Origin of the sequence: Skermanella rosea (assembly GCF_016806835.2) — a bacterium.
GTDB lineage: Bacteria > Pseudomonadota > Alphaproteobacteria > Azospirillales > Azospirillaceae > Skermanella > Skermanella rosea.
Window position 1 is genome coordinate 1,238,455 of record NZ_CP086111.1, and the last position, 24,576, is coordinate 1,263,030.

Sequence of the window (24,576 nt, forward strand, 5' to 3'; positions counted from 1 at the left end):
GAATGGCATCCGTCATGCAGCATGGCATCGTGGTTCCCGAAGCCCTGGCCGATCATCTCAAGATGAAGCTCAATCGCGAGGGGCCGTTCGATTACATGATCGAACAGGGCGGCGTCATCCCGAACCTGGAAGACCTCACCCTGCTCGAAACCTTCCTGCGCGACAGCGTCGGCGCGGAGAACGACAGCAGGAGCATTCCGGCCGGCTTCACCTTCCTGGGGCAGTTCATCGACCATGACATCACCCTGATGGAACTGAAGATGAACCAGGACGACCTGTCCCGGCGCTTCCCCGCCAAAGCCTTCGTCAACCGGCGCACGCCCTTCTTCGAACTGGATTCCGTCTACGGCCTGGGCCTGGAGGCGCAGGGTTCGGGCGAGATCCTGTTCCACCCCGACGGCAAGTTCCGCCTGGGTACCGATACCGGCGGGATCGAGCAGGACGTGCCGCGCGATGCGGAGACGGAACGGGCGCTGATCGGCGATCCCCGGAACGACGAGAACAAGATCATCCAGCAGATCCACAACCTGTTCCAGCGCCTGCACAACCGGTTCATCGACGAAGGGCAGGGCTATGCCGACGCGCGCCTCTCCGTCATGCGCCATTACCAGTACATGATCCTGAACGACTACTTGGCGCGGACCATCCGGCAGGATGTGCTGGAATGGGTGATCGGGCACCAGGCGCCGGCCTATCGCGCCCTCAGCGCGCGCCACGGCGGCGTTCCCGTCATGCCGCTGGAGTTCTCGGTGGCGGCGTTCCGCTTCGGCCACAGCCAGGTCCGCGGCGGCTATGCTCTGAACGACCAGTTCGGCGCCGCTATCTTTAGCGATAATCCCGACGTCCCGGACCTCAACGGCGGCAGGAGGCTGGAGCCGCGCCACGCCATCGACTGGAAGTTCTTCTTCGGCAAGGTCGGCGAAGGCACGGTCCAGCCGAGCCGGCGCATCGACCCGCTGCTGTCGCCGGCGCTGCGGCTCCTGAAATCGCCCGGTATCCCGGACGCCACGGTGGACAGCCAGGCCAGCCCGCGCTCGCTCGCCAAGCGCAACCTGTTCCGTGCCGCCCAGACCGGGCTGATCAGCGGCCAGTCCGCGGCGGCCGCGTTCGGCTACAAGCCGCTCGGCGACGACCAGCTCGGCCTTGAGATCGTGCCGCCTCCGGCCGGCCAGAAGCTGATCCGGCACACCCCGCTCTGGTACTACGTCCTCCAGGAGGCCCATGTGCAGGAGGACGGCCAGCGCCTGGGCGAGGTGGGCAGCCGCATCCTGGCCGAAACCTTCGTCGGCGGCATGCTGGCGGCCCATTACTCGGTGCTGAAGGACGGCTGGAAACCCGCCAACCCTGCGCTTGGCACCATGGAAGGCATCGCGGCGCACGTCACGGGCTGACGGCCCCGGCAGCGCGGGCATGAAAAAGGCGATGCGGGCATCATGCCCGCATCGCCCTGGCCTGCCTAGGTGACCGGATGCCGTCAGAGCGTTTCGATGCTGACGGCTTCCAGGCCCTTCTGACCCTGCTGGACCTTCATCCGCACGCGCTGGTTTTCCTGCAGCGCGCCGACGCCGGACCGCTCGACGGCGGTGATGTGGACGAAGACATCCTTGCCGCCGCTGTCGGGAGCGACGAAGCCGAAGCCCTTCGTGGTGTTGAACCACTTCACGGTGCCCTCGACCTCCTCGGCCGGGCCGGAGCTGCGGTCGGCATAACCGCCGCCATAGCCACCGCCGCCGTAGCCGCCGCGGTCCTGGCCGTAACCGCCGCGGTCATTGCCATAGCCACCGCGATCCTGGCCATAGCCGCCACCGCCGTAGCCGCCACGGTCATTGCCGTAGCCGCCGCGCGCGGGGGCGCCCATGCGTCCGCCGGGGCGGGCGGCGTCGTCACGGCGCGGGCGCGGGGAAGCGGTCGTGGTGTCCACGTCGTAGATCCGGCTGACCTGATTGCCCTTCTGGCCCTGGACCAGATCGACCACGACCGTCGAGCCCTCGGGCAGACGGTCATGACCGACCGCCGTCACCGCCGAAGCGGGCAGGAACGCGTCGGGAGACCCGTCGTCGGGAGCGACGAAACCGAACCCCTTGTTGGGGTCGAACCACTTAACGGTCGCCTTGATCTTTTCGGCGACGGGAGTTTGCTGCTGGAAGGAATGACGCGGGGCGTTGAAGCGCATGGGATAGCCGATCCGTGGAGTCTCACGAAGAACGCATTTTGTCCGCCGAACACGTCAAAAGGGTCACGGTCTCCCATGCCCCTCGGGTCAGATCTTGCCTACCCATCCCTGCCATGCCCCGCAACAAAACGCGCCTACAACCAATTATTACAGTCACGAGCGCCGCTTTCGGAAGAAGTCCCTCAGCAGCTCCGCCGCCCGGCGCTCATCCAGCCCGCCATAAGTCTCGGGAACGTGGTGGCAAGTCGCCTGGTGGAAGAAGCGGGGTCCGTGCTCGACCCCGCCGCCTTTTACATCATAGGCCCCGAAGTACACTCGGCGCAACCGAGCAAAACTGATTGCCGCGGCGCACATGCCGCAAGGCTCCAAGGTCACATATAGATCACAGTCCGGCAGGCGCGGTTCGGCACGCGACGCGCATGCGGACCGGATCGCCAGCATCTCGGCATGGGCCGTCGGATCGGCCAGTTCCTCGGTCCGGTTCCCCGCCGACGCGAGCACCCGACCGGTCGAAGCCTCGACGATCACCGCGCCGACCGGAACCTCCCCGCGCGCGGCGGCATCCTCAGCCTCGGCAAGGGCGAGCGCCATGGGGGACGGTGTCGGGGGAGGCCTGGTCATGGGGCAGACTGGCCGGCCGGCCGGGGCGGCGTCAAGGGGACGGCGCACCGGCAAACTTGCCGCACCCCGCATTCCGCGCGGCACCGTTGCGCCGCAGCGCGAGGTCTGCCCATGCTTCAACCTCAACCCCCAGGGAGCATTCCGGCATGAGCGACCACATCTACCAGAAGATCGAGATCATCGGATCGTCCTCCATCAGCATCGAGGACGCGATCCAGGGAGCCGTCGCGCGCGCCGCCAAGATGCACGACCACCTCAACTGGTTCGAGGTGGTCGAGACGCGCGGCCATATCTCGGGCGGCAAGGTCGCCCATTACCAGGTCGTCATCAAGGTCGGATTCCGGCTGGAAGACTGACCGCCGGAAGAGGCCGTCCCTTGCGGCGGTGCCGCCGGCCCCGTAATGTCGCGGCATGTCCGAACACATGCCGCCGCACCGGGCCGGAGCCCGCCGATGACCCCGTCCGACACCTCTCCCGAAGAGGCCTCCGGCGGCCCCGAACGCATCGCCAAGCGGCTCGCCCGCGCGGGCCTGTGCTCCCGCCGCGATGCCGAGCGCTGGATCGCCGAGGGCCGCGTCGCGGTCAACGGCACGGTGCTGACCACTCCCGCGGTGGTCGTGGGGCCGGGCGACACGATCGTCGTGGACGGCAAGCCGCTGCCCGAGATGGAGCCGACCCGGCTGTGGCGCTACCACAAGCCAGACGGCTTGGTGACCTCCGCCCGCGACGAGAAAGGCCGGCAGACGGTGTTCGACACGCTTCCGGCGGACCTGCCGCGCGTCGTGTCGGTCGGCCGGCTCGACCTGACGACCGAGGGGCTGCTGCTGCTGACCAACGACGGCGAGCTGGCCCGCTTCCTGGAGCTTCCGTCCACCGGCTGGGCGCGGCGCTACCGGGTGCGGGTGAACGGCATCGCCGACCCGGCCCGCCTCGCCGGCCTGTCCCGCGGCGTCACGATCGACGGCGTGCAGTACGGCCCGATCGAGGCCCTGCTCGACCGGCAGCAGGGCTCCAACGCCTGGCTGACCATCACGCTGCGCGAGGGCAAGAACCGCGAAGTCCGCAACGTGATGGAAAGCCTGGGGCTGACCGTGAACCGGCTGATCCGCGTCGCCTACGGCCCGTTTCAGCTCGGCAAGCTGGAGCGCGGCGAGGTCGAGGAGGTGCCCAGGCGCGTTCTGCGCGACCAGGTCGCGAAATTCTTCTCCGACCGCGGCGACGAGCCGGTCAAGCCGAACACCGGCACCGCCAAGGCGAAGCCCCAGCCCAAGCCCCACGCGAAGCCGCGGACGCCGGGAGCCGCGCCGGCCAAGCGACCGGCCCCGGGGAGGCCCGCGGGCAACCGACCGGACGGCGGCGGACCGGCCGCCGGCGGAGGGCCGAGAGGCAGGCATGAGACTCGTCGGCGGTAGCCTGCGCGGCCGGCGCCTGGAGGCCCCCGCCGGACGCGACATCCGCCCGACCGGCGACCGCACGCGGGAGGCGGTCTTCAACATCCTCGCCCATGCCGACTGGGCGCCCGACATCGAGGGCGCCCTGGTGCTCGACGCCTTCTGCGGCACCGGCGCCCTGGGGCTGGAAGCCCTGTCGCGCGGCGCCCGGCGCGCCGTCTTCATGGACCAGGGCCGGGAATCGCTGGATCTCGTCCGGCGCAACATCGCGTCGCTCGCCGTCGCGGACCGCTGCGACGTCGTCCGAGCCGACGCCACGCGGCCTCCCCGCGCACAAGCCTCCTGTAGCCTGCTGTTCCTGGATCCTCCTTATGGGAAGGAGCTGGCCCCGGCCGCCCTGTCGGCCCTCCGGGAGCGCGGCTGGTGCGCTCCCGATGCCGTCGCCGTGGTGGAGATCGCCCTGGAAGACCCGTGGGAGACGCCCGCCTTCGCGGAGCCGCTGGACGACCGGACCTATGGGGACACGCGCGTGCTTTTCCTGCGGATCGGCGGTCCTACTCCACCGTGACGCTCTTCGCCAGGTTGCGCGGCTGGTCCACGTCGGTGCCCTTGATCACCGCCGTGTGGTAGGCCAGGAGCTGCATCGGGATCGCGTAGAGGATCGGCGACACGAAGGGGTGGACGGTCGGCAGGGTCACGGTCCAACGGACCTTGTCGCGCATGCGCTCGACGCCCGCCGCGTCCGACAGGAGCAGCACCTTGCCGCCCCGGGCCGCCGCCTCCATGATGTTGGACGCGGTCTTCTCGAACAGCGCGTCATTGGGGGCCAAGGCGATGATCGGGACGTCCTCGTCGATCAGGGCGATCGGGCCGTGCTTCATCTCGCCGGCGGCATAACCCTCGGCATGGATGTAGGAGATCTCCTTCAGCTTCAGCGCGCCTTCCAGGGCGATCGGGTAGCTGGTGCCGCGGCCCAGGTACAGCGCGTCGCGCGCCTCGGCGACCTCGTGGGCCAGCACGCGCAGCCGCTCGTCGTGGTTCAGCACGTCGACCGCCCGGGCCGGGACCTCGCGGAGCGCCGCCGAGATGGCGGCTTCCTGCTCCGCCGTGATGGCGCCGCGGGCGCGGGCCATGGCGAGGGCGAAGCAGGCCAGCACGGTGAGCTGGGTGGTGAAGGCCTTGGTCGAGGCGACGCCGATCTCCGGGCCGGCCAGCGTGCCCAGCACCGCGTGGCTCTCGCGGGCGATCGTGCTTTCGCCGACGTTGATCACGGACAGGATGTGCTGGCCCTGGCGCTTGGCGTAGCGGAGCGCCTCCAGCGTGTCCAGGGTCTCGCCCGACTGGGAGATGAACAGGGCGAGGCCACCCTCGGGCATCGGCGCCTCGCGGTAACGGAACTCCGACGCGATGTCCAGCTCGACCGGCACGCGGGCGACCTGCTCCAGCCAGTACTTGGCGACCATGCCGGCATAGAAGGCGGTGCCGCAGGCGACCACGGTCACGCGCGGGATCGCCGCGATGTCGAAGGGCAGCTCGGGCAGGGTGATGCGGCCGGTGGTCGCCTGGACGAAGGCGTTCAGCGTGTCGCCGATCACCTGGGGCTGCTCGTAGATCTCCTTCAGCATGAAGTGGCGGTGCTCGCCCTTGCCGATCATGGCGCCGGACACGGCCGACAGCTTGATCGGGCGGTCCACCTGCTCGCCGGCGGCGTTGCGGATCACCACGGAGCCGCGATTCAGCACGACCCAGTCGCCGTCCTCCAGGTAGGAGAGGCGGTTGGTCAGCGGCGCCAGGGCGAAGGCGTCGGAGGCCAGGTACATCTCGTCATTGCCGCCCTCGGCGTTGCCGTTGCCGTAGCCGACGGCCAGCGGGGTGCCGCGGCGCGCTCCGATCATCAGATCGTGCTCGCCGGCGAAGATCAGTGCGAGGCTGAAGGCACCCTCCAGGCGCTTCAAGGCTTCCGCCGTCGCCTCCACCGGCCGCAGGCCCTGGTCGAGATAGGACGTCACGAGATGGACGATCACCTCGGTGTCGGTCTGGGTCTCGAAGACGTAGCCGCGGCCTTCCAGCCCGGCCTTCAGGTCCTGGTAATTCTCGATGATGCCGTTGTGGACGACCGCCACCTTGCGGGTGGCGTGGGGATGGGCGTTGGTCTCGGTCGGGCCGCCGTGGGTGGCCCAGCGGGTGTGGCCGATGCCGATGGTTCCGGACAGGGGCTGCTCCTGCACGCGCCTGTCCAGGTTGACCAGCTTGCCCTCGGCCCGGCGCCGGTCGATCCGGCCATTGACCAGCGTCGCCACGCCGGCGCTGTCATAGCCGCGATATTCCAGCCGGCGTAGCCCCTCGATCAGCAGGGGGGCCACTTCGTTCTTGCCGATGATGCCGATAATCCCGCACATGTTCTCTTCGCTCAGCTTTCACACGTCGATTCCGCACTGCACCTTACTGCCATACGGAGGTGCGGCAACCCAAGTAAACTTATGTTTCACCATGTTGCGCAGGTGTTCCGTCCCGGCGCGTGCGGCTTATGACTTGACGATCACGGGAACCGGCGCTGAAGTGCGCCCGTTACCCCAAACTGTAACCATTGCATGCAGGACGACGATGCCGCCCAGAGTGAACCCGCTGAAGCTCAACCCGCTCCAGCTCAAGACCTTGACCCTGCTGCAGGAGTTGGGCCGGCTGATCGGCACGCCCGCACCCGACGAGGGGGAGGGCGCCCTTCTGGTCAACCAGTTCCCCCATGCGCACGGCAACCATTTCCATATGGGCGACGCCGTCGTCTCGACCGCCGACGCCAACGGCCTGAGCAACCCGGCGGTCTGGGTGGCGCTGGAGCGCAAGGGGTTGATCAAGTCCCGGTTCCCCCATGCCGCCGTCATCACCCTCGAAGGCATGGGGTACGATACCGGCCTGAGCGACAAGATCCTTCACCGCTCGGACCACTGAACGCAGGGACCCGGGGAGGGCCGAGGCGTCAGGCGACCACCGGCTCGACCCCGCGGGCCAGCGCCAGCAGCCGGCGGTCGTGGCCGCGCCTGCCGACCAGCATGGCGCCGACCGCCAGCCCGCCGGAAGCGCAGGGCAGGGTGACCGAAGGGCGGTCCAGGAAATTGAACAGCGACGGGTTGCGCAGGACCATCATGTTCAGGCGCGTATAGTCCGCGTCGTCGGCCAACTCGTCGAACCGGGGCGCCACGACCGGGACGGTCGGCATCAGCAGGGCGTCGAAGTCCCGGGTCTGCTCCGCCGCCTCGGCCATGATCGCGTCGCGCGCCTCCAGCAACCCGATGTAATCGACCGCGCTCATCTGCGAGCCGCGCAGGATGCGCGACGCCACGCGGGGGTCGTAATCCGCACCGCGGGCTTCGATCAGGTCCTTGTGCCAAGCCAGCGCCTCGGAGGTGACGAAACCGCCCTTGGCGTTGACGGCGGGGATGCGGGCGAGCGCCGGCACCGACAGGTCGGTGATCCGGGCGCCGGCCCGGGACAGGCGGGAGAGCGCCTCGGTGAAGGCGGCGGCGACGGTGGCGTCCAAACCGTCCAGAACGATCTCCCGCGGGACCGCAAGGCGCAGGCCCGCGACCGGGGCGGCATCAGGCACGGCGGGGGACTCCCCGGCCAGCACGGCGTCGAGCAGGGCGCAGCAGGCGACCGAGCGGGCGAGAGGGCCGACGGTGTCCAGCGTCCGGGACAGCGGCAGCGCGCCGGTTCGGGGCACCCGGGCCTGGGTCGGCTTGAAACCGGCCAGCCCGCAGAAGGCCGCGGGGATGCGGACGGAGCCGCCGGTGTCGGAGCCGATCGCGGCAACGGCCATGCCGTCGGCCACCGACACGGCGGCCCCCGACGACGAGCCGCCGGGAATGCGGTCGCGGTCGCGCGGGTTGCCGGGAGTGCCGTAGTGCGGGTTGACGCCCAGGCCGGAGAACGCGAACTCCGTCATGTTGGTTCGGCCGACGATCACCGCTCCCGCCGCCCGCAGCCGGGCCACCACCGGCGCGTCGGCGATGGCCGGGGTCGCGTCCTTCAGCACGGCCGAGCCGGCGGTGGTGACCTGGCCCGCGATGTCGAACAGGTCCTTGACGGAGATCGGCAACCCTGCGAGCGGCGACGGAACGATCCCGGCGGTGCGCAGCCGGTCCGACGCTTCGGCCTGCGCCAGCGCCGCAGCGCGGTTGACCGCGATGTCGGCCAGGATGAAGGCGCGCGCGCCCTCGCCGGCCGGATCGGCGATCCGGTCGAACGCCGCCTCCGTCAGTTCGAGGCTGGTGGTGCGGCCGGCGGCGAGGTCGGCCGCCAGGGAGGCGATCGTCTGGGCTGTAGGCATTCGGGAACTCTCTCCAGGTGACGTCGTGTGGCTTGGCGATGATACAGGTCCGTGCAGGGTCGATCACGCGGGGCTGTCGGGGAACCGGATTGTCGAGGCTCGCCCCGCTTGCCGGCCATGGCAGCCGCGACCCTTTTCCGTTTGCCCAACGGGGCCGGTTCCGATACTTACCGGCCCGGTGCGTCCGGTCGAGGCCGGACCCTTGAAGCGAGCCCCCTGAAGCGAGCCCGGGATCCATTGCCGGCATGACCGAAACGATGAACAGAGCTCTGCTGCCCGCCGGCCTGCACGACGTGCTGCCGCGCGAAGCGGCCTTCGAAGCCACCATCGTCGAACGGCTGATGGCCGAGTTCGCGCTGAACGGGTTCGAGCGCGTCAAGCCGCCGCTGATCGAGTTCGAGGCGAGCCTGCTGTCGGGGCCGGGGGCCGCCATGGCGACCCAGACCTTCCGCCTGATGGACCCGATTTCCCAGCGCATGCTGGCGATCCGGCCGGACATGACCCTCCAGGTCGCCCGCATCGCGACGACCCGTCTCGCCAACGAGCCGCGGCCGCTGCGCCTCAGCTACGGCGGGCAGGTCCTGCGCGTCAAAGGATCGCAGCTCCGGCCGGAACGGCAGTTCGGCCAGGTCGGGGTGGAGCTGATCGGCGCCTTTCAGCCGACCGCAGATGCCGAGGTGGTGCTGCTGGCCTACGCCGCGCTGAAGGCGGTCGGCGTCGCCAACATCTCCGTGGACCTGAACGTGCCGACCCTGGTCCCCTCGGTCTGCCGCGGGCTGGACCTGCCGGAGGACGAGACCGCCCGGCTGCGCCAGGCGCTGGACCGCAAGGACGCCGCCGAGGTGGCGGCGGTGGGCGGCAGGGCCGCCGACCTGCTGGCCGGGATGATGGGTGCTTCCGGACCGGCGGACCGGGCGGTGGAACTGCTGGCCGGCCTGCATCTGCCGGAGGAGGCCGAGGCCGACCGGCGGCGGCTGACCGAGGTGGTCCGGCTGATCCGGGATGCCGCACCCGAGCTGATGCTGACGGTCGATCCGGTCGAGCACCGGGGCTTCGAATACCAGACCGGCACCAGCTTCACCCTGTTCTCGCGCGGGGTCCGCGGCGAGCTGGGACGCGGCGGTCGGTACCGGGCGGGCGGGGGGCCGTCGGGCGAGCCCTCGACCGGCTTCACCCTCTATCTGGATACCGTGCTGCGCGCGGTGCCCGACCCGGCGCCGCTGCCGCGGGTGTTCCTGCCGATCGAGACGGACGCCGCCGAGGGCGAGCGGCTCCGGTCCGAGGGCTGGGTCACCGTGCGGGCGCTGGAAGCGTTGGAAGACCCGGCGGCCGAGGCGCGCCGGCTGCGCTGCACCCATATTTTCACCGGCGGCCAGATCCATCCGGCCGCCTGATCACCAAGGGACCGGCGCGCCGTTCGGCCGCCCGGCCGATGTCCGGAGGGGGCGCCAACCTTCTCCGCTGAGTAGCGTGGAGAGACGAGATGGCAAACGTAGCGGTGGTCGGCTCCCAGTGGGGCGACGAGGGTAAAGGCAAGATCGTCGATTGGCTGTCCAGCCGGGCCGACGTGGTGGTTCGCTATCAGGGCGGCCACAATGCCGGCCATACGCTGGTCATCAACGGAGTCGAGTACAAGCTGAGCCTGCTGCCCTCCGGCGTGGTCCGGCCCGGCAAGCTGTCGGTCATCGGCAACGGCGTCGTGGTCGATCCCTGGGCGCTGGTGCGCGAAATCGACGCGATCCGGCAGAAGGGCGTCGAGATATCGCCGGAGAACCTGCTGATCGCCGAGAACGCGACGCTGATCCTGCCGATCCACGGTACCGTCGACCGCGCTCGCGAGGAGGCGCTCGGCAATCTGAAGATCGGCACCACGGGCCGCGGCATCGGACCGGCCTACGAGGATAAGGTGGCCCGCCGGGCGATCCGCCTGTGCGACCTGGCGGATGAGGCGGTGCTGGAGGAGAAGGTCGAGAAGCTGCTGTTCCACCACAACGCGCTGCTGCGCGGCCTGGGCTCGGACGAGATCAGCCGCGACGAGGTGCTGCAGGGCCTGCGCGAGATCGCGCCGCAGGTGCGGCCCTACGCGGCGGTGGTGTGGGAGAAGCTGGACGAGATGCGGCGCGCCGGCAAGCGCATCCTGTTCGAGGGCGCCCAGGGCGCCATGCTCGACGTGGACCACGGGACGTATCCGTACGTCACCTCGTCCAATACGGTTTCCGGCAACGCCGCGACCGGCTGCGGCATGGGGCCGGGGGCCGTGGGATACGTGCTGGGCATCACCAAGGCGTACACCACCCGCGTCGGCTCCGGCCCGTTCCCGACCGAGCAGGTCAACGAGATCGGCGACCGGCTGGGCCAGCGGGGCCGGGAGTTCGGCACGGTGACCGGGCGCAAGCGGCGCTGCGGCTGGTTCGACGCCGTCATGGTCCGCCAAGCGGTCAAGGTCGGCGGCATCAACGGCATCGCGCTGACCAAGCTGGACGTGCTGGACGGGTTCGAGGAGCTGAAGGTCTGCGTCGGCTACCGCTACCAGGGGCAGGAGCTGCACCATTTCCCTGCGGGGCAGTCGGCGCAGGCCGGTGTCGAGCCGATCTTCGAATCCATGCCCGGCTGGAGCGAGAGCACCCAGGGCGCCCGGAGCTGGGCCGACCTGCCGGCCACGGCGATCAAGTATATCCGCCGGATCGAGGAGCTGATCGAGGCGCCGGTCGCCATGCTCTCGACCAGCCCGGAGCGCGACGACACCATCCTGGTGACCGACCCGTTCCAGGACTGAGGCCGGAAAGCGCTGCGCGGGCATCGGGGGGACGGCGGGCTTTTGCCCGCCGTTTTCCGTTCAGGCCTCGAAAACGTCTTCCCACGCCGCCTTAAGCGCGAGATCCACTTCCGGCAGGGTTGCCAGATGGCCGAGGGCGTGCAGGCTGGTGACGCCATGCTCGCTGATGCCGCAAGGCACGATGCCGGCGAAATGGCCCAGGTCGGGATCGACGTTGAGCGCGACGCCGTGGAAGGTCACCCAGTGGCGGACGCGGACTCCGATGGCGGCGATCTTGTCCTCCTGGCCGGGCAGGCCGCCATAGGGGCGCTTGTCCACCCAGATGCCGACCCGGCCGCACCGCCGCTCGCCCTTGACGTTGAACTGGGCCAGCGTTTGGATCAGCCATTCCTCCAGCCGGTTGACATAGCCCCTGACGTCGGGGCCCTCCATGCCCGCCCGCGGACGCTTCAGGTCGATCATCACGTAGGCCACGCGCTGGCCAGGCCCGTGATAGGTGTACTGGCCGCCGCGGCCCGACTGGTACGTGGGAAACCGGCTCGGCTCCAGCAGGTCGCTTTCCCGCGCGCTGGTGCCCGCGGTGTAGAGGGGCGGGTGCTCCAGCAGCCAGACCAGCTCCGGGGCCGTCCCGGCGCGAATCGCCGCGGCCCTCGCCTCCATCTCCGCGACCGCCTCGGGATAGGGCACGGGGTCGTCCGATATGCGCCACTCGACGGCCGGCCGGATGGGGGAGGCGTCGGCTGGAGCGGCGAGGGGAACGGTCGGCGAAGGAGCGGCTGTCATGGCCATATCCGGGTGTGATCCTGTTTTCTTCGAAGAAGCCGCTTCAATCGCTTGATCGCGGCATCGGGATTTGGTATTCCCCCCGCACGCTTCAAGCAAGCCCCGCGCTCAATGAAGCGGACGATGTATGCGGTCGTGGCGGAATTGGTAGACGCGCAGCGTTGAGGTCGCTGTGGGCTAACCCCCGTGGAAGTTCGAGTCTTCTCGACCGCACCATCTCTCACGCAAGTGATGCTATGAAAAAAGCGCTGCAACGGCCTCAACGTTGCGGCGCTTTTTCATTTCCAGGCCTCAGGCCGGCGTCGGCGTGGCCCCGGCGAGGGTCGCGCGGTGGTCCTGCACCGCGCGCCAGACCAGCACCACCAGGAAGAAGTGGAACAGGAACCCCACCACCGAATAGGCGGCGATCGCGACTTCCACGTCGGCGATCCAGGCGGCCATGGGCAGCACCAGGAAGCGCGGGATCAGGGTCAGGACTTCCAGGATCAGGAAGCGGCGCTGCAGATTGAGCACGGGGACCAGCATCAGGGCGGGCAGGCTGATGAAGCGCATCGCCCACCAGACGACGATCCACTGCGCGAAATAGCCGGCATCGCGCCACGCCTCGCCGAAGGCGAAGGCGTAGAGCCAGGGACCGAGGGCGATCATGACGAGCACCGGAAGGGCGACCATCGCGGCCAGTCCGCCGGTCGTCCGCAGGAACAGGGCCGACAGGTCCTCGCCCTTGTGGAACATCTCCGCCGCGCGCTGGTAGAAGACCCGGCGGACCGCGTCCCCCAGCAGCGTGATCGGCATCTCGAACAGGCGGTAGGTGAACCAGTAGAGGCCGGCCACGTAGGGGCTGAAAAGGGCGGTCAGCAGGATCGACGGCACGGTGATCGTGGTCGAGGAAAGCAGCGCCTGCGGCATGCTGTAGAGCGGGAAATCGCGGTGCTTGACCGCGAGCTGCTTCATCCGCTGGCGCGTGACCATGCGCCGCAGCGACGGCAGGTCGTGGCGGATGATCTGCCAGGCGATGATCAGGGCACCCATCGCCGTCCCGAAGATCAGCCCCAGCACGAGGCCGTCGACGCCCATGCCGACCAAGCCGGCGGCCATCTGGGCGGCGGCCACTCCGAAGGAGCGGCTGATGGTCGACATGGAGATCCGCTTGTACTGCTTGTGCCGGGTCGCCCACACGGCCAGCACCGCCGCCGCGGTGTTGGTCAGGATCAGCAGCGGCAGGAACCAGAGCAGGCCGCTCAGCTCCTGGTATCCCAAAAGGTCGAGGAGGGGATCGCCGAAGGCCCATACGGCCAAGCCCGACGCGATGCTGACCGCGACGACGATGCCGAGGCTCAGCGCCAGAATATTGGCCGCCTCCGTCTCCGACTTCGCCATCACGATGGCCAACTCGTACCGACCGCTCGCGACGACCACGAAAGTCATGTTGAGCGCGCCGAACAGGGCGAAGAGGCCGAACTGGTCCGGCGTGAAGAGCCGCATCAGGATCGGATAGGCGAGAACCGTCAGGACCTGGGCCATGGCCGTCCCGGAAGCAAGGACCGCGATGTTCTTCAGGAAGGGGCCACGCAGGATACGAAGTGCTGCTTGCGACAGACGGTTGGCGTCGACTCGGGCCGTCAAGGGAACTCTCTCACACAATCATTCGCAGGATGAAGCGGCGCAACACTGCCATAAACATCGGCCGGTCGCGCCGGTTCATGGGGTGAACGCATTCACGCTTTTGCTCCCCGGGAATGGGAAGGGCAAGAGCCTCCCCCAACCGGGTGCGCGATATACTCCATCCGGAATGCCCGGCGACCGTCCGGGCGGCGATCAGCCGGAGACGGCGCCCAACGGTTCGGCTGCACGAGCCGTTTCGGCCGGGACGTCCGGCTTCGCTCCGGCGAAGGGCTGGCGCCGGGCGGATCCTTCCCGGTCCGCGTGGTACGTCGCGTCCCACTGGTCGCCGAAGATCACGTCGGTGAACCGGCGGGCAGACTGCTCCCAAGTCAGCCAGGGCATTTCGGCAGTGCCGCGCACCTTTCCAGCCTTCCGGTCCCGCATCCACCGGCGCAACGCGTCCGCCAGATCCCGTGGCGCCGTGCCGGAGAAGTAAGTCGCGTGGTCGCCGGCGATCTCCCGGAACACCGGGAGGTCACGCGCCAGGATCGGCTGCGCGTGCTTCGCCGCCTCGATCAGCGGCAGGCCGAAGCCTTCATCCAGGGAGACCGCCAGCAAGGCCGAGCAGCCGCCATAGAGCGCGTTGAGGTCGGCGTCGGACGCGCCCGCGAACCAGTGCAGGCGACGGCCGGCCTCCGGGTGGCCGCGCAGCTTTTCCACCAGCGCTTCCACTTTCCAGCCCTGCTTGCCGACGATGACCAGTTCCGCTTCCACCCCCTCGGACCAGAGCTGCTCGAACGCGGCGAGCGCCTGGGCATGGCCTTTGCGGGGCTCCACGGTGCCGACCGTCAGGAACACCGGATGCCTGCTGCCCAGCACGCGGCTCACTTCCGGCCCGGGCTCGCCCGCGGCGGTCCCGGATGCCATCGTGCCGATATCCGCGCCCAGGTGGAAATGGCCGATCCTGAGCGGCGTGGCGCGCTGGACGTCCAGCCTGGGCAGCCAGTCGAAGAGCTGGTCGGCGACCGACCGGGAGATGCAGATCAGTCCCTCGCAATTGCTCGCGATCTGCTGCACCCAGATCCGGAAATGATGGAACGGGACGAACCAGTCCGGCTGGATCAGCGGCAGCAGGTCGTAGACGACGAAGTAGCTGCGGATCCCCCTCAGCTTGAGGCTGCGGTTGAGGGCGGCCCGTCCCTCGACCAGATGGGAGGTGAGGTCGAGGCCGATGAACACGTCGCCGTTCCGGGCATCCACCAGGTCCTCCGCCAGGCCGAGATCGGGAAGGCCCATGATCCGGGCGGCGAAGCCGCGGGCGTGACGGAGGGTCCCGCTGCCGTCGTCCAGCACCGGCTCGACCCGGAAGCCGGCGGGCGGGTTCTTCAGCAGCTCGATCAGGATGTTCTTGGCGACCCGCTGGATGCCGGTCCCCGCATCGCGCAGGCCGACCTCCGAGACATCCACCAGGATCTGCCGCAGGCCGCCGCCGGAGGGCAGGTTCTCGGCGGCACAGCGCAGGACGGTTTCCCAGGCCGCCGTCCCGGGCGGCTCCGGCGACGGGATGGCCACGATGTCTTCCGCCAGGTCCTGTACGATCGACAGGCGTGCGTGCCGCCTGCCGGTCTCTATCGCCTCCACGAAGCGGGCGGGCGTGGCGTCCGGTCCCAGGTCGATCAGGTCGATCAGGTCTATCGGGCTCCGCGCTCCTGGGCCTGTCCGGGGGCGCGCATCGCCGGCCCGACTCACGATGCCCGTGGCGGCAGCCGCGATCGCCTCGAGACAGGGGTACCGGTCGCATGCCGCGCCCCGGTCGGCGGACCGCGCGACCTCGACGGCCGCGCTCCAGCCGTGGGAGAGATAGACTTCGCGCAACAGGAAAGGCTCGCCGGTCTCGGCTTCCAGGGCGGCGAGGGTTCGGCGGATTCCGCCGTCGTACAGCACCACCGTGCCGGCGATGCGGCGCAGCAGATCGAGCATCCAGGGCAGGCAGGCTCGGTCGTCCCCGATGGCATAAACCACCCGGTCGAACTCCGCGGCGTTGGCCGTGAACCATTCCACCGTCCTGACCGGCGTCCCCGCGGCGGTCACCGGGGGGAGGATGTCGGTCCGGGCGGCGACGCATTCGACATCGTAGTGCCGGACCAGCTCGGCCGCCAGCGACGCCGACCACGCGGCCACGGACGACCGTTCCGGGGGCAGCGGGCCGACCAGGGCGAGCCGCGGGCGCCTTGCCGCCCGTGCCGGCCACGCGGCCTGGCCGGTGGTCAGGCAGGAATGGCGTGCATGAAGCTCCTCCAGGGCGTCGAAAGCCTTGTCGGCCGTCGCCTCCCAGCTGTAGCGCCTGGCGCGTTCCCGGCCGTACTTGGCAAGGTCGGCCAGAAGTCCCGGATCGCCCAGGACGGCCGCCATCCGGGCGGAAATGGAATCCGGCGAACGCGGGTCGAACATCGCGTCGGCGCGGCCGACGACTTCGGGGAAGCTGGTGGTGTCCGAAGTGATCGCCGGCGTCCCGCAGGCCATCGCTTCCAGCGCCGGGAGCCCGAAACCCTCGCGGAGCGACGGGCAGACGAACAGCCGGCATTCGCGGTACAGGTCCACCAGGTCGATGTCGGATACTTGGCCGGTCACCACATAGTCGCCACCGGAAAGCCCCGCCTCGCGCGCCATGATCGGGACCCTGACGCGGTCAGGCGCATTGACGACGCAGACCAGCACCAATTGGTGGGATTTCCTCAGGTCGCGCGGCAGCCGGGCATAGGCCTGGAGCAGGCCGTCCAGGTTCTTGTGGGGATCGACCGTTCCGACGAACAGCACGAAGGGCCGCGTGATGTTCAGCCGCTTCAGCAGGGCCTTGCCGCCGTCGCGACGGGCCTCCGCCGCGTCGGCGGGGCGGAACCTGGGATCGGCAGCGGAATGGATCGTGCGAATGCGGTCGCCGCCGATCCCGAGCAGTTCCGAGGCTTCCCGCGCCGAATGGTCCGATATGGCGAGAAGCATGTCGGCTCGCCGCAGGGCCATCAGCTTGCGGGCGTACCATTCGGTGCTGCGGGGATCGTCGGGCAGCACCTCGGGATGGGCGAGCGGGATCAGGTCGTAGAGGGTGACCGCGGTCGGCAGGCCGGGCACTGCCGCGGCGACAGACGTCGTCACGTCATGGTAGAGCCCCTCGAACAGGCTGGTGACGTGGACGATGTCGGGACGCAGGCCCTGGAGGAACCGTTCGCGGATCCGTTCCGCCGCCTCGATGCGCCACCGGCTCTCCCCGGTGAGGAAGCTTACGCCGCTCGGCTGCGACCATACCGGCATGTTCTCCCAAGGCACCAGACCGTCGAAAGCCTGCCTGACCGGCTCGACGGTCTGGTCCAGGGCGCCGTTCAGGGCGATGAGGATCTCGTGGCCGCGCGGCGCGCGGGCCATGGCCTTGGCCAGTTCGAGGGAGTAACGGCCAATTCCGCGCAGCCGGCTCGGCGACTGGCAGGCCTGGAGGTCCAGGACGATGCGCATGGGGGGATCTCCTGCTCAGCGGGCTCGTGCCAGGGCATGCCGGAGCATTGTTTCTACGCTGCGTTCCGCCGCGGACAGGGGGCGCCCGGCCAGGGTGGCCGGATCGGCGCCGGCCGGCGCCGGTATGGCTTCGGCGGCCTGCGGCGGAGACGGGATCGGGGAGGAGGACTGCGGTGCCGGGTCCTCCCGTGCCAGCAGGGCGCGCGCCCTGCGTTCGAGAGCGGGGTGGCGCAGGAGGATCGGCAGGACCGCCTGCCTGATCAGCGGTCGGGCCGCCGCCCAGCGGGCCGCCTTGCGGGCGGCACGGACGGCGAGCGCGCGGGCTGCCGCCGGGCGGGGCGGCCCTGCGGCCCTGATCCCGAGCACCGCGAGCGCCCGCTTCGCCCGGCGGACCGGAGCGGTCAGGCGCCACGACGTGCTGGCCCGGACAGCTTCGATATAGCCGTTCAGCGAGGCCACTACGGCATCGAGTTCCGCGATCCGCCCGTGAAGAGCGGCATTCTCGTTCCCGACCCGCTGCCACTCGGCGAGGCGGGCGTCCACGTCGGCGCGCCATGCGGCCCGTTCGGCCGCGCGGTCGGCAAGCTCCGACTGCCGCAGGACGATCTCGCGGTCACGGGCCTGCGCCTCCGCCCGGCGAATCTCGACCTCGCGGCGCCGTGCCGCCGTCTCCGACAGGCGCGCCGTCGCATCCGCCGCCCGCGCGGCCGCCTCCGCCGTCCGGGCGCCGATCTCGCGTCTGCGGGCTTCGACCTCGGCGGTGCGGATCCTGGCTTCCCGCTGGCGAATTTCCGTTTCGGCCGTGCGCGCCGCCGTCTCGGCGCGCCTGGCCTCCCGCTCGGCCTCCGCGGAGACGCGCTGCTCGGCGATCTGCCGGCTCAGTTCCCGGGCCTGCTGGCGGGCGACCCAGTCGTGAGCCCGGAACCAGTCGTCGAAGATGTTCGGCGGCGTTTCCAGGCGCGGAGCGAGCGATGATCTCTCCTCCGCGACATAGAAGCGGTTCAGCCCGTCGAAATAGACGAACCGATAGCCGCGGCCGGTCAGCAGCGGTTCCCAGGTCTGGTGGTTCGGGATCTGCGTGCGGGCGACCGTCGCCTCTACCAGGATGATCCAGGGCCGCACCGTCTCCAGGGAAAGACCGCGCAGGACGGCGGTCTCCATGCCCTCGGCGTCGATCTTCAGGAAGTGGACGACCGATACCCCGTGCGCCGCCAGGATATTGTCCAGCGTGTCCACGGAAACCTGGCGCTCGACCCAGGGAAGTCCGGAGCATTGGTGAGTTCGTGCCAGATCGGCATCGGCGGTCGACAGTTCGCTGCCCGGAATGTCGTAGAAGGTGATCGTTCCCACGGAATCGCCGGCCGCCACCGCCAGGTTGATGTCGTGGGGCCTCGCCGCCGCGAGCTGCTTGTCGAAGCCCTGGGCCGGCTCGATGTTGATTCCGCGCCACCCGCGCTCGTAGAACGCCCGGGTGACAGACTGCTCGTCGGGGCTGTTGGCGCCGACATCGACGTAGAACCCCTGGACGACGTCGCTCAGCGCGCGGTAAAGCACGACATCTTCGAGGTTCTGGGCGAAGGAAATGAACGGCATCAGCGCTCGATCCTGATGGTGGGCGGGATCCAGGCGGTTCCGATGAAATACGGCCTGTCGTGGTTGCTCACGGTGAATATCAGGGCCAGGTCCCGCCACTCGTAGTTGTTGACCAGATGGGTGTCGGAACTGACCAGCGCGGTCGCGACCGAATAGCTTCCGGGGCCCAGATCGGCGGTGAAGGCGGCGGTGTAGGTGACGACGCTGCCCGCCGGCATGTCTTCGAGGATCTGCTCGGTGTGGAATGTGTTGGTTCCGAAGATCGTCTGCCCAAGGCGGTCCTTGATCATGTAGCCCATGACCAGCCGGGGCAGGGCTTGGTGTACCCGGACCCGGACGCGCAGGGTGACCGCTTCGCCGACACCCACGAACTCCACCGGTTCGCCCCTTTGGTCCAGCAGCGCGATGTCCTCGACCGTCGCCTCGTAGCTGCCGGAGACGGTCTGGATTGCGCCGCCCTCCTGCCGCCGCACCTCGACGGTCTGGCCTTCACGTTCCGCCAGGAGCGCGTTGTAGTAGTCCATGACCTCCTCCGGAGCGCCGTCCTTGACCTGGCTGCCGCGCTCCAGGAGGATCGCCCTGTCGCACAGGGTCTGGATGGCGGACCGGTCGTGCGAGACGATCAGCAGGGTCGTGCCGCTTTCCCGGAATGCCCGGATGCGGTCGAAGCTCTTGTGTTGGAAATACGCGTCGCCTACCGACAGCGCCTCGTCCACGATCAGGATGTCCGGCTTCACGGCGGTCGCGACGCTGAACGCGACGCGCATCTGCATGCCGCTGGAGTAGACCCTCAGGGGCTGGTCGAAATATTCGCCGATCTCCGCGAAATCCTCGATCCCGGGCATCATGCCTTCGATCTGCCCGTGGCTGAAGCCCATCAGGCCGGCGACATGGCAGGCGTTCTGGCGGCCGGTGAACTCCGGGTTCATGCCCATGCCCAGCTCCAGGATCGCCGCGATCCGGCCATGCACCCGGACTTTTCCCGTGGTCGGCCGCAAGGTCCCGGTGATCAGCTTGAGCAGCGTGCTCTTTCCGGCGCCGTTCTGCCCGACGAGGCCGATCGCTTCGCCCGCGTGGACGCGGAATCCGACGTGGCGCAGGACCCATTGCTCGGTCAGCGCCAGGGCCGGCAATCCGAACCAGGACAGCACGCGCGACCATTCGCTGCCGTAGGTCCGGAAGGACTTGCCGAGGTTCTCGACTTCCAGCACCGGGGCCGTCATAGCACGTCGACCATTTCGGCCCCGGCGCGCCGGAACATGAACAGGGCGACGGTCAGCAGTGCCAGCGCGAGGACGGCCGTGCCGGCGAGGGCCGTCATGTCGGGCATCCTGCCGAACACCAGGACATCGTGAAAGGCCCCGACCAGCGGATGCAGGGGATTGTAGGACAGGAGCGGCCTGATTTCCGGGGGCAGCACGTCCGGCACATAGACGATCGGCGTGAACCAGAAGCCCACCTGCAGCACCAGCGGCACGACGTGGCCGACATCCCGGATGAAGACGTTCAGGATGCCGAGCACAAGGCCCATGCCGAGGGCCAGGCCCAGCGTCAGCGCGATCAGGGCGGGCAGCATCAAGAGCGGGACGATGGGAATGCCATGGCCCAGCGCGGCGAAGACCACGAGGATCGCCAGCAGGAGCAGGGCATTCGTGACCAGGGCGCTGCCGGCCGTCACCAGGGGCAGGCAGATGCGCGGGAACACGACTTTCTTCAGCAGGTTGCCGTTGTCGATGAAGACGGTCAGGCAGCGCGATACGACATCGGTGAACAGCGACCAGCACAGGATCCCGGCGGTCAGGTAGATCGCGTAGGCATAGGGCCGGTCGGCCATGTCGGGCAAACGGGCCGAAAGCAGGGAAGAAAGGATGAGCGCATAGATGCAGACCTGGACCAAGGGATGCGCGATCATCCAGAGCCCTCCGATCCGGCTGCGGATGAACCGGCCCATGAACTCGGTCCGGATCGATGACAGGATGAAGTACCGGTAAGCCCATGCGCCCCTGAGCATTGACAACATTCACCGATTCCCATTGCCACCGACGTCTCTGATGCGTTCCGTCAACTTCATGATCCGCATACGGGCCGGTTCGCCGACTCCCTGGCGCGCCGTAGGCTGGGGTATGCGAAGGAATTACCCCGAATGCTGGGCGTATAGCATGGCCATTAATGTTTTACGAGCGTTTCCGTGCGGTTTTTCTTCGAAACGGAACAATGTACCTCGATATGCACGTTCTCAGCGCCAGCGTGCGGCTTTAAATATCTCCTGGTTGACATGGATCATCCGCATCCCTCTGGCCGCACGTTATGATCGAAGGCTGATCCGACGCCGACGGTTGAAGCGGCGCGATGGGGGAAATGCGGATCCGGCGGGGCGGTCTGTCGCCGTGCCGGATCGGGGGACCGTGCATGGGCGACAATGCTTGCAGAGAGATTCCGGCGGACGGGCGCAATGAACTCGGCGGCAGGCCGGCCGGGGGAACCTCCGTGCGGCAGGCGCGTGCCGGCGATGTCCGCGCGGCGGAGGAGAACCGGCTGTCCCAGATCGTCGACGGCTGCCCCGTACCCGTCTTCGTGATCGATACCTCCCACCGGGTGACCCACTGGAACAGGGCCTGCGAGGTCGTGATCGGCGCCAGCGCCGCCGAGATGATCGGCACGCGCAACCAGCGGCGGATCTTCTACGGAATCGAGCGGCCCTGCATGGCCGACCTGATCGTGGACGGCGCTCCCGACGACACCGTGCGCCTGTTCTACCAGGACAAGTTCCGGCGGTCCGCGACCGTCTCCGGCGCGTTCGAGGCCGAGGACTATTTCCCGAACCTGGGCGGCGGGCCGTGCTGGCTGTCGTTCACCGCGGCCCCGCTGTTCGACGAGGACGGGGTGATCATCGGCGCGATCGAGACCCTGCAGGACATCACCGGCCGGCGGAACGCGGAAGCGGCGCTGCATGCCGGCGAGCGGCGCTTCCGGGAGCTGTTCGCCAGCATGCGGGACGGCGTCGTGATCTTCGCCCCGCACGACGAGGGCCGCGACTTCGTGCTGGCGGACATCAACCCGGCGGCCGAGGCGCTCTACCGCATGTCGCGCAGCCGCGCCCTGGGTCGCCGCCTGCCGGAAGTGCTGGCGTCCCCGGCCCAGCCGGAGACCACCGCCGCCCAGGCGGCGGAACTGGCCGAGGCGGTCCGGCGGGTCTGGCGCTCGGGCGTTCCGGAAAGCCTGATGACGGTCCACCTGGATTCGGGCGGCAAGCCGCTGGACTGCCGGCACAACCGCCTGGTCCGGCTGCCCACGTCCGAGGTCGCCTGCCTCTCGGAGGACATCACCGACCGGCAGCGCAGCCAAGCCGAGCAGGAAATGGTGGCCAGCGTGTTCCGGCACACGGTCGAGGGCATCTTCGTCACCGATTCCGACGGCGTCATCATATCGGTCAACCCTGCCTTCACCCAGATCACCGGCTACCAGGAGGGCGAGGTGATCGGGCGGTCGTCGCGGCTGCTGCGGTCACCCCTCCAGGAGGAGGCCTTCTTCGACGAGCTGTGGTCCCGGCTGGAAGCCGAAGGGAGCTGGCAGGGCCAGATCTGGAACCGCCGCAAGAACGGCGAGAACTTCCTGGAGTGGGTGACGATCAGCCAGGTGCTCGACGCGACCGGGCGGCCCTACCGGTACGTCGCCATCTTCAACGACATCACGGACCTTCATCGGAAGGACGAGCAGATCAAGCACCAGGCCTACCACGACGCCCTGACCGGACTGCCCAACAGGCTGCTGCTGGCCGACCGGATCGAACAGGCCATCGCGCTGGCCCGGCGCCAGGACCATGGCGTCGCGCTTCTGTTCATCGACCTGGACCAATTCAAGACGATCAACGACTGCCATGGCCACGACATGGGCGACCGGCTGCTGGTCGAGGTCGCGCGGCGGCTGAAATCGTGCGTGCGCGAAAGCGACACGGTCGCCCGCCTGGGCGGCGACGAGTTCATCGTCGTGGTGGCCGACGCCGACGTGGCCGAGGGCGCCCCGCAGGTCTGCCAGCGCATCCTGAAGGCCCTTCGCGCGCCGTTTTCCCAGCCGCAGGTGGAACTGGTGACTGCAAGCATCGGGATCAGCCTGTTCCCGGACGACGGGGGCGATGCCGATACCCTGCTGAAGCACGCCGACATCGCGATGTACGAGGCGAAGCGCCGAAGCCGCAATACGATCAGCTTCTTCACCTCGGAAATGACCCGGACCATGATGCGGCGCCTGGAGATGGAGAGCGACCTGCGCCGGGCGATCGAGCACGACGAGCTTGAGGTCCATTACCAGCCCAAGGTCGACATCCTGAACGGCGCCATCTACGGCATGGAGGCGCTGGTCCGCTGGTTCCACCCGACCCGGGGGATGGTGCCGCCCGACGAGTTCATCCCGCTGGCGGAGGAGATAGGCATGATCGTGCCGATCGGCGAATGGGTGCTGCGCACCGCGTGCCGGGACGCCATGGAATTGCGCCGCCAGGGAATCCCGATGCAGCTCTCGGTCAACCTGTCCATGCGGCAGTTCCGCGAGGCGGACTTGGTCGAGCGGATCGCCGCCACCATAAGCGAGATCGGCCTGGACCCATCCTTCCTGGAACTGGAACTGACCGAGTCGATCCTGATGACCGAGGCGGCCCAGAGCATCGCGGCGCTCAACGAGATCAAGCGGCTCGGCGTCACGCTGTCGATCGACGATTTCGGCACCGGCTATTCCAGCCTCAGCTACCTGACCAAGCTGCCGATCGACATCCTGAAGATCGACCGGAGCTTCATCCAGCATTGCGGCCACGACGGCAACAGCGCCACGGTCGTCTCCGCGATCATCAACCTGGCGGACCAGCTCGGCCATTCCGTGGTGGCCGAGGGGGTCGAGACGGTCGCCCAGCTGGCTTTCCTGCGGGAGCGCCGGTGCAGCAGGATACAGGGGTACCTGGTCGGCAAGCCGGTCCCGCTGAACACCTTCGTGGCGCAGCTGGACCGCTGGCGCAAGATTGCGGTCGCGCTGGCGAACCCGATCATCTAAGAGGCTTGCCCTGTCAAGGCAATTTCCTCTGGAGCGACGATGCCTCATTCACGGGCGAGACACCCTGCCGTAACCAGTTTGCCGGCCGTCTCGGAAGAGAATCCCTGGAAAACCCTGAGCGGCGAGGTCCGCTACGAGAACAAGTGGATCCGCGTCACCGAGCACCAGGTGGTCAATCCGTCGGGCAATCCCGGCATCTACGGCGTGGTCCATTTCAAGAGCGTCGCCATCGGCGTGCTGCCGGTCGATGCCGAGGGGTGCGTCCACCTGGTCGGGCAGTACCGTTATTCGCTGAACGCCTACAGCTGGGAAATGCCGGAGGGCGGCGGCGCGCCCGACATGCCTCCGATCGAGGAGGCCAAGCGCGAGCTGAAGGAGGAGACCGGGCTGGTGGCGCGCCAGTGGCTGGAACTGCTGCCGATCCACACCTCCAACAGCATCTGCGACGAGCACGGCGTGATCTATCTCGCCTGGGACATGGAGCAGGCGGAATCCGAGCCGGAAGACACGGAACAGCTGACCATCGTGCGGATGCCGTTCGCCGGCGTCGTGGACCTGGTGCTGGAGGGCGCCATCACCGATTCCATGACGGTTGCCGCCGTCCTGAAGGCTCAACTGCTGGCTGAGCGGGGCTGTCTGCCCGACGCGCTCTCGAAACTGATGCTCCGCCGCTGACCGGGGCGGCCGGCGGGCGCCGTCAGCCAATCGAATCAAGCCTGTCCGACCCGCGCCGATGCGCGCACTCAAGCCTGGACAAAAG

General features: G+C 68.7%; 19 protein-coding genes and 1 tRNA gene. 10 read left to right on the top strand and 10 right to left on the bottom strand.

From position 1 onward, the window contains the following. Nucleotides 1-2: 2 nt before the first annotated feature. Entirely contained in the window at nucleotides 3-1,391 is a 1,389-nt protein-coding gene (locus JL101_RS05745) for a peroxidase family protein (protein WP_203103311.1), read from the top strand. A gap of 83 nt (nucleotides 1,392-1,474) precedes the next feature. Here JL101_RS05745 and JL101_RS05750 read toward each other — a convergent pair whose 3' ends face one another. Beyond that, nucleotides 1,475-2,173, bottom strand: coding sequence for a cold-shock protein (locus tag JL101_RS05750; protein WP_203103313.1), 699 nt, complete (start codon nucleotides 2,171-2,173; stop codon nucleotides 1,475-1,477). 153 nt (nucleotides 2,174-2,326) lie between these two features. Beyond that, the gene (locus JL101_RS05755) at nucleotides 2,327-2,764 is read right to left on the bottom strand and encodes a nucleoside deaminase (protein ID WP_203103361.1); all 438 of its coding nucleotides are present in this window, start codon (nucleotides 2,762-2,764) and stop codon (nucleotides 2,327-2,329) included. A gap of 176 nt (nucleotides 2,765-2,940) precedes the next feature. Between JL101_RS05755 and JL101_RS05760 the strand changes: the two genes are divergently transcribed. The 3 genes from JL101_RS05760 to rsmD all read left to right on the top strand — a co-directional run bounded on the left by JL101_RS05760 (nucleotide 2,941) and on the right by rsmD (nucleotide 4,753). Further along, nucleotides 2,941-3,150 carry a dodecin gene (locus JL101_RS05760; RefSeq protein ID WP_201073093.1) on the top strand — a complete coding sequence of 70 codons (210 nt, stop codon included), beginning with the start codon at nucleotides 2,941-2,943 and terminating at the stop codon, nucleotides 3,148-3,150. 96 nt (nucleotides 3,151-3,246) lie between these two features. Beyond that, a complete protein-coding gene (locus tag JL101_RS05765; protein WP_203103315.1) occupies nucleotides 3,247-4,206 on the top strand; it encodes a pseudouridine synthase in 960 nt (319 codons plus the stop codon). Then, nucleotides 4,187-4,753, top strand: coding sequence for a 16S rRNA (guanine(966)-N(2))-methyltransferase RsmD (gene rsmD, locus JL101_RS05770; protein WP_203103317.1), 567 nt, complete (start codon nucleotides 4,187-4,189; stop codon nucleotides 4,751-4,753). Before JL101_RS05765 ends, rsmD begins: the two co-directional genes overlap by 20 nt. Here rsmD and glmS read toward each other — a convergent pair. Further along, nucleotides 4,740-6,584, bottom strand: a complete 1,845-nt coding sequence (gene glmS / locus JL101_RS05775) for a glutamine--fructose-6-phosphate transaminase (isomerizing) (protein ID WP_203103319.1) — start codon at nucleotides 6,582-6,584, stop codon at nucleotides 4,740-4,742. The genes rsmD and glmS overlap by 14 nt on opposite strands. Before the next feature lie 205 nt (nucleotides 6,585-6,789). On the opposite strand from glmS, the gene JL101_RS05780 reads away from it, so the two are divergent. Then, a complete protein-coding gene (locus JL101_RS05780) occupies nucleotides 6,790-7,134 on the top strand; it encodes a hypothetical protein (RefSeq protein WP_203103321.1) in 345 nt (114 codons plus the stop codon). 28 nt (nucleotides 7,135-7,162) lie between these two features. Here the strand turns inward: JL101_RS05780 and JL101_RS05785 are convergent, their stop codons facing one another. After that, a complete protein-coding gene (locus JL101_RS05785; protein ID WP_203103323.1) occupies nucleotides 7,163-8,512 on the bottom strand; it encodes an amidase in 1,350 nt (449 codons plus the stop codon). A gap of 257 nt (nucleotides 8,513-8,769) precedes the next feature. Between JL101_RS05785 and JL101_RS05790 the strand changes: the two genes are divergently transcribed. After that, complete coding sequence (locus tag JL101_RS05790) at nucleotides 8,770-9,906, top strand: ATP phosphoribosyltransferase regulatory subunit (protein WP_407697399.1); 1,137 nt, start codon at nucleotides 8,770-8,772, stop codon at nucleotides 9,904-9,906. Nucleotides 9,907-9,995: 89 nt separating this feature from the next. Further along, nucleotides 9,996-11,288 carry an adenylosuccinate synthase gene (locus JL101_RS05795; RefSeq protein WP_203103327.1) on the top strand — a complete coding sequence of 431 codons (1,293 nt, stop codon included), beginning with the start codon at nucleotides 9,996-9,998 and terminating at the stop codon, nucleotides 11,286-11,288. 60 nt (nucleotides 11,289-11,348) lie between these two features. Here JL101_RS05795 and lipB read toward each other — a convergent pair whose 3' ends face one another. Continuing rightward, nucleotides 11,349-12,071, bottom strand: coding sequence for a lipoyl(octanoyl) transferase LipB (gene lipB / locus JL101_RS05800; RefSeq protein ID WP_203103329.1), 723 nt, complete (start codon nucleotides 12,069-12,071; stop codon nucleotides 11,349-11,351). 129 nt (nucleotides 12,072-12,200) lie between these two features. On the opposite strand from lipB, the gene JL101_RS05805 reads away from it, so the two are divergent. Continuing rightward, a tRNA-Leu gene (locus JL101_RS05805) sits at nucleotides 12,201-12,287 on the top strand. Between the two features lie 75 nt (nucleotides 12,288-12,362). On the opposite strand, the gene JL101_RS05810 is transcribed toward JL101_RS05805, so the two are convergent. The 5 genes from JL101_RS05810 to JL101_RS05830 all read right to left on the bottom strand — a co-directional run bounded on the left by JL101_RS05810 (nucleotide 12,363) and on the right by JL101_RS05830 (nucleotide 20,787). Further along, on the bottom strand, nucleotides 12,363-13,697 hold the full coding sequence (locus tag JL101_RS05810; RefSeq protein WP_203103331.1) for a lipopolysaccharide biosynthesis protein: 1,335 nt from the start codon (nucleotides 13,695-13,697) through the stop codon (nucleotides 12,363-12,365). Nucleotides 13,698-13,889: 192 nt separating this feature from the next. Continuing rightward, nucleotides 13,890-17,183, bottom strand: coding sequence for a glycosyltransferase family 4 protein (locus tag JL101_RS05815; RefSeq protein ID WP_203103333.1), 3,294 nt, complete (start codon nucleotides 17,181-17,183; stop codon nucleotides 13,890-13,892). 15 nt (nucleotides 17,184-17,198) lie between these two features. Next, nucleotides 17,199-18,776 (bottom strand): FkbM family methyltransferase, encoded by a 1,578-nt coding sequence (locus JL101_RS05820; protein WP_203103335.1) that lies wholly within the window; start codon nucleotides 18,774-18,776, stop codon nucleotides 17,199-17,201. After that, nucleotides 18,776-19,999: an ABC transporter ATP-binding protein gene (locus JL101_RS05825; protein WP_203103337.1), complete on the bottom strand. Its 1,224-nt coding sequence runs from the start codon at nucleotides 19,997-19,999 to the stop codon at nucleotides 18,776-18,778. The genes JL101_RS05820 and JL101_RS05825 overlap by 1 nt, the downstream gene beginning before the upstream one ends. Beyond that, complete coding sequence (locus JL101_RS05830) at nucleotides 19,996-20,787, bottom strand: ABC transporter permease (RefSeq protein WP_203103339.1); 792 nt, start codon at nucleotides 20,785-20,787, stop codon at nucleotides 19,996-19,998. Before JL101_RS05830 ends, JL101_RS05825 begins: the two co-directional genes overlap by 4 nt. 476 nt (nucleotides 20,788-21,263) lie before the next feature. Here JL101_RS05830 and JL101_RS05835 point away from each other — a divergent pair, with 476 nt between their 5' ends. Further along, nucleotides 21,264-23,816, top strand: a complete 2,553-nt coding sequence (locus JL101_RS05835) for a sensor domain-containing protein (RefSeq protein WP_203103341.1) — start codon at nucleotides 21,264-21,266, stop codon at nucleotides 23,814-23,816. 78 nt (nucleotides 23,817-23,894) lie between these two features. Then, nucleotides 23,895-24,491, top strand: a complete 597-nt coding sequence (locus tag JL101_RS05840; protein WP_228435303.1) for an NUDIX domain-containing protein — start codon at nucleotides 23,895-23,897, stop codon at nucleotides 24,489-24,491. Nucleotides 24,492-24,576: the final 85 nt, after the last annotated feature.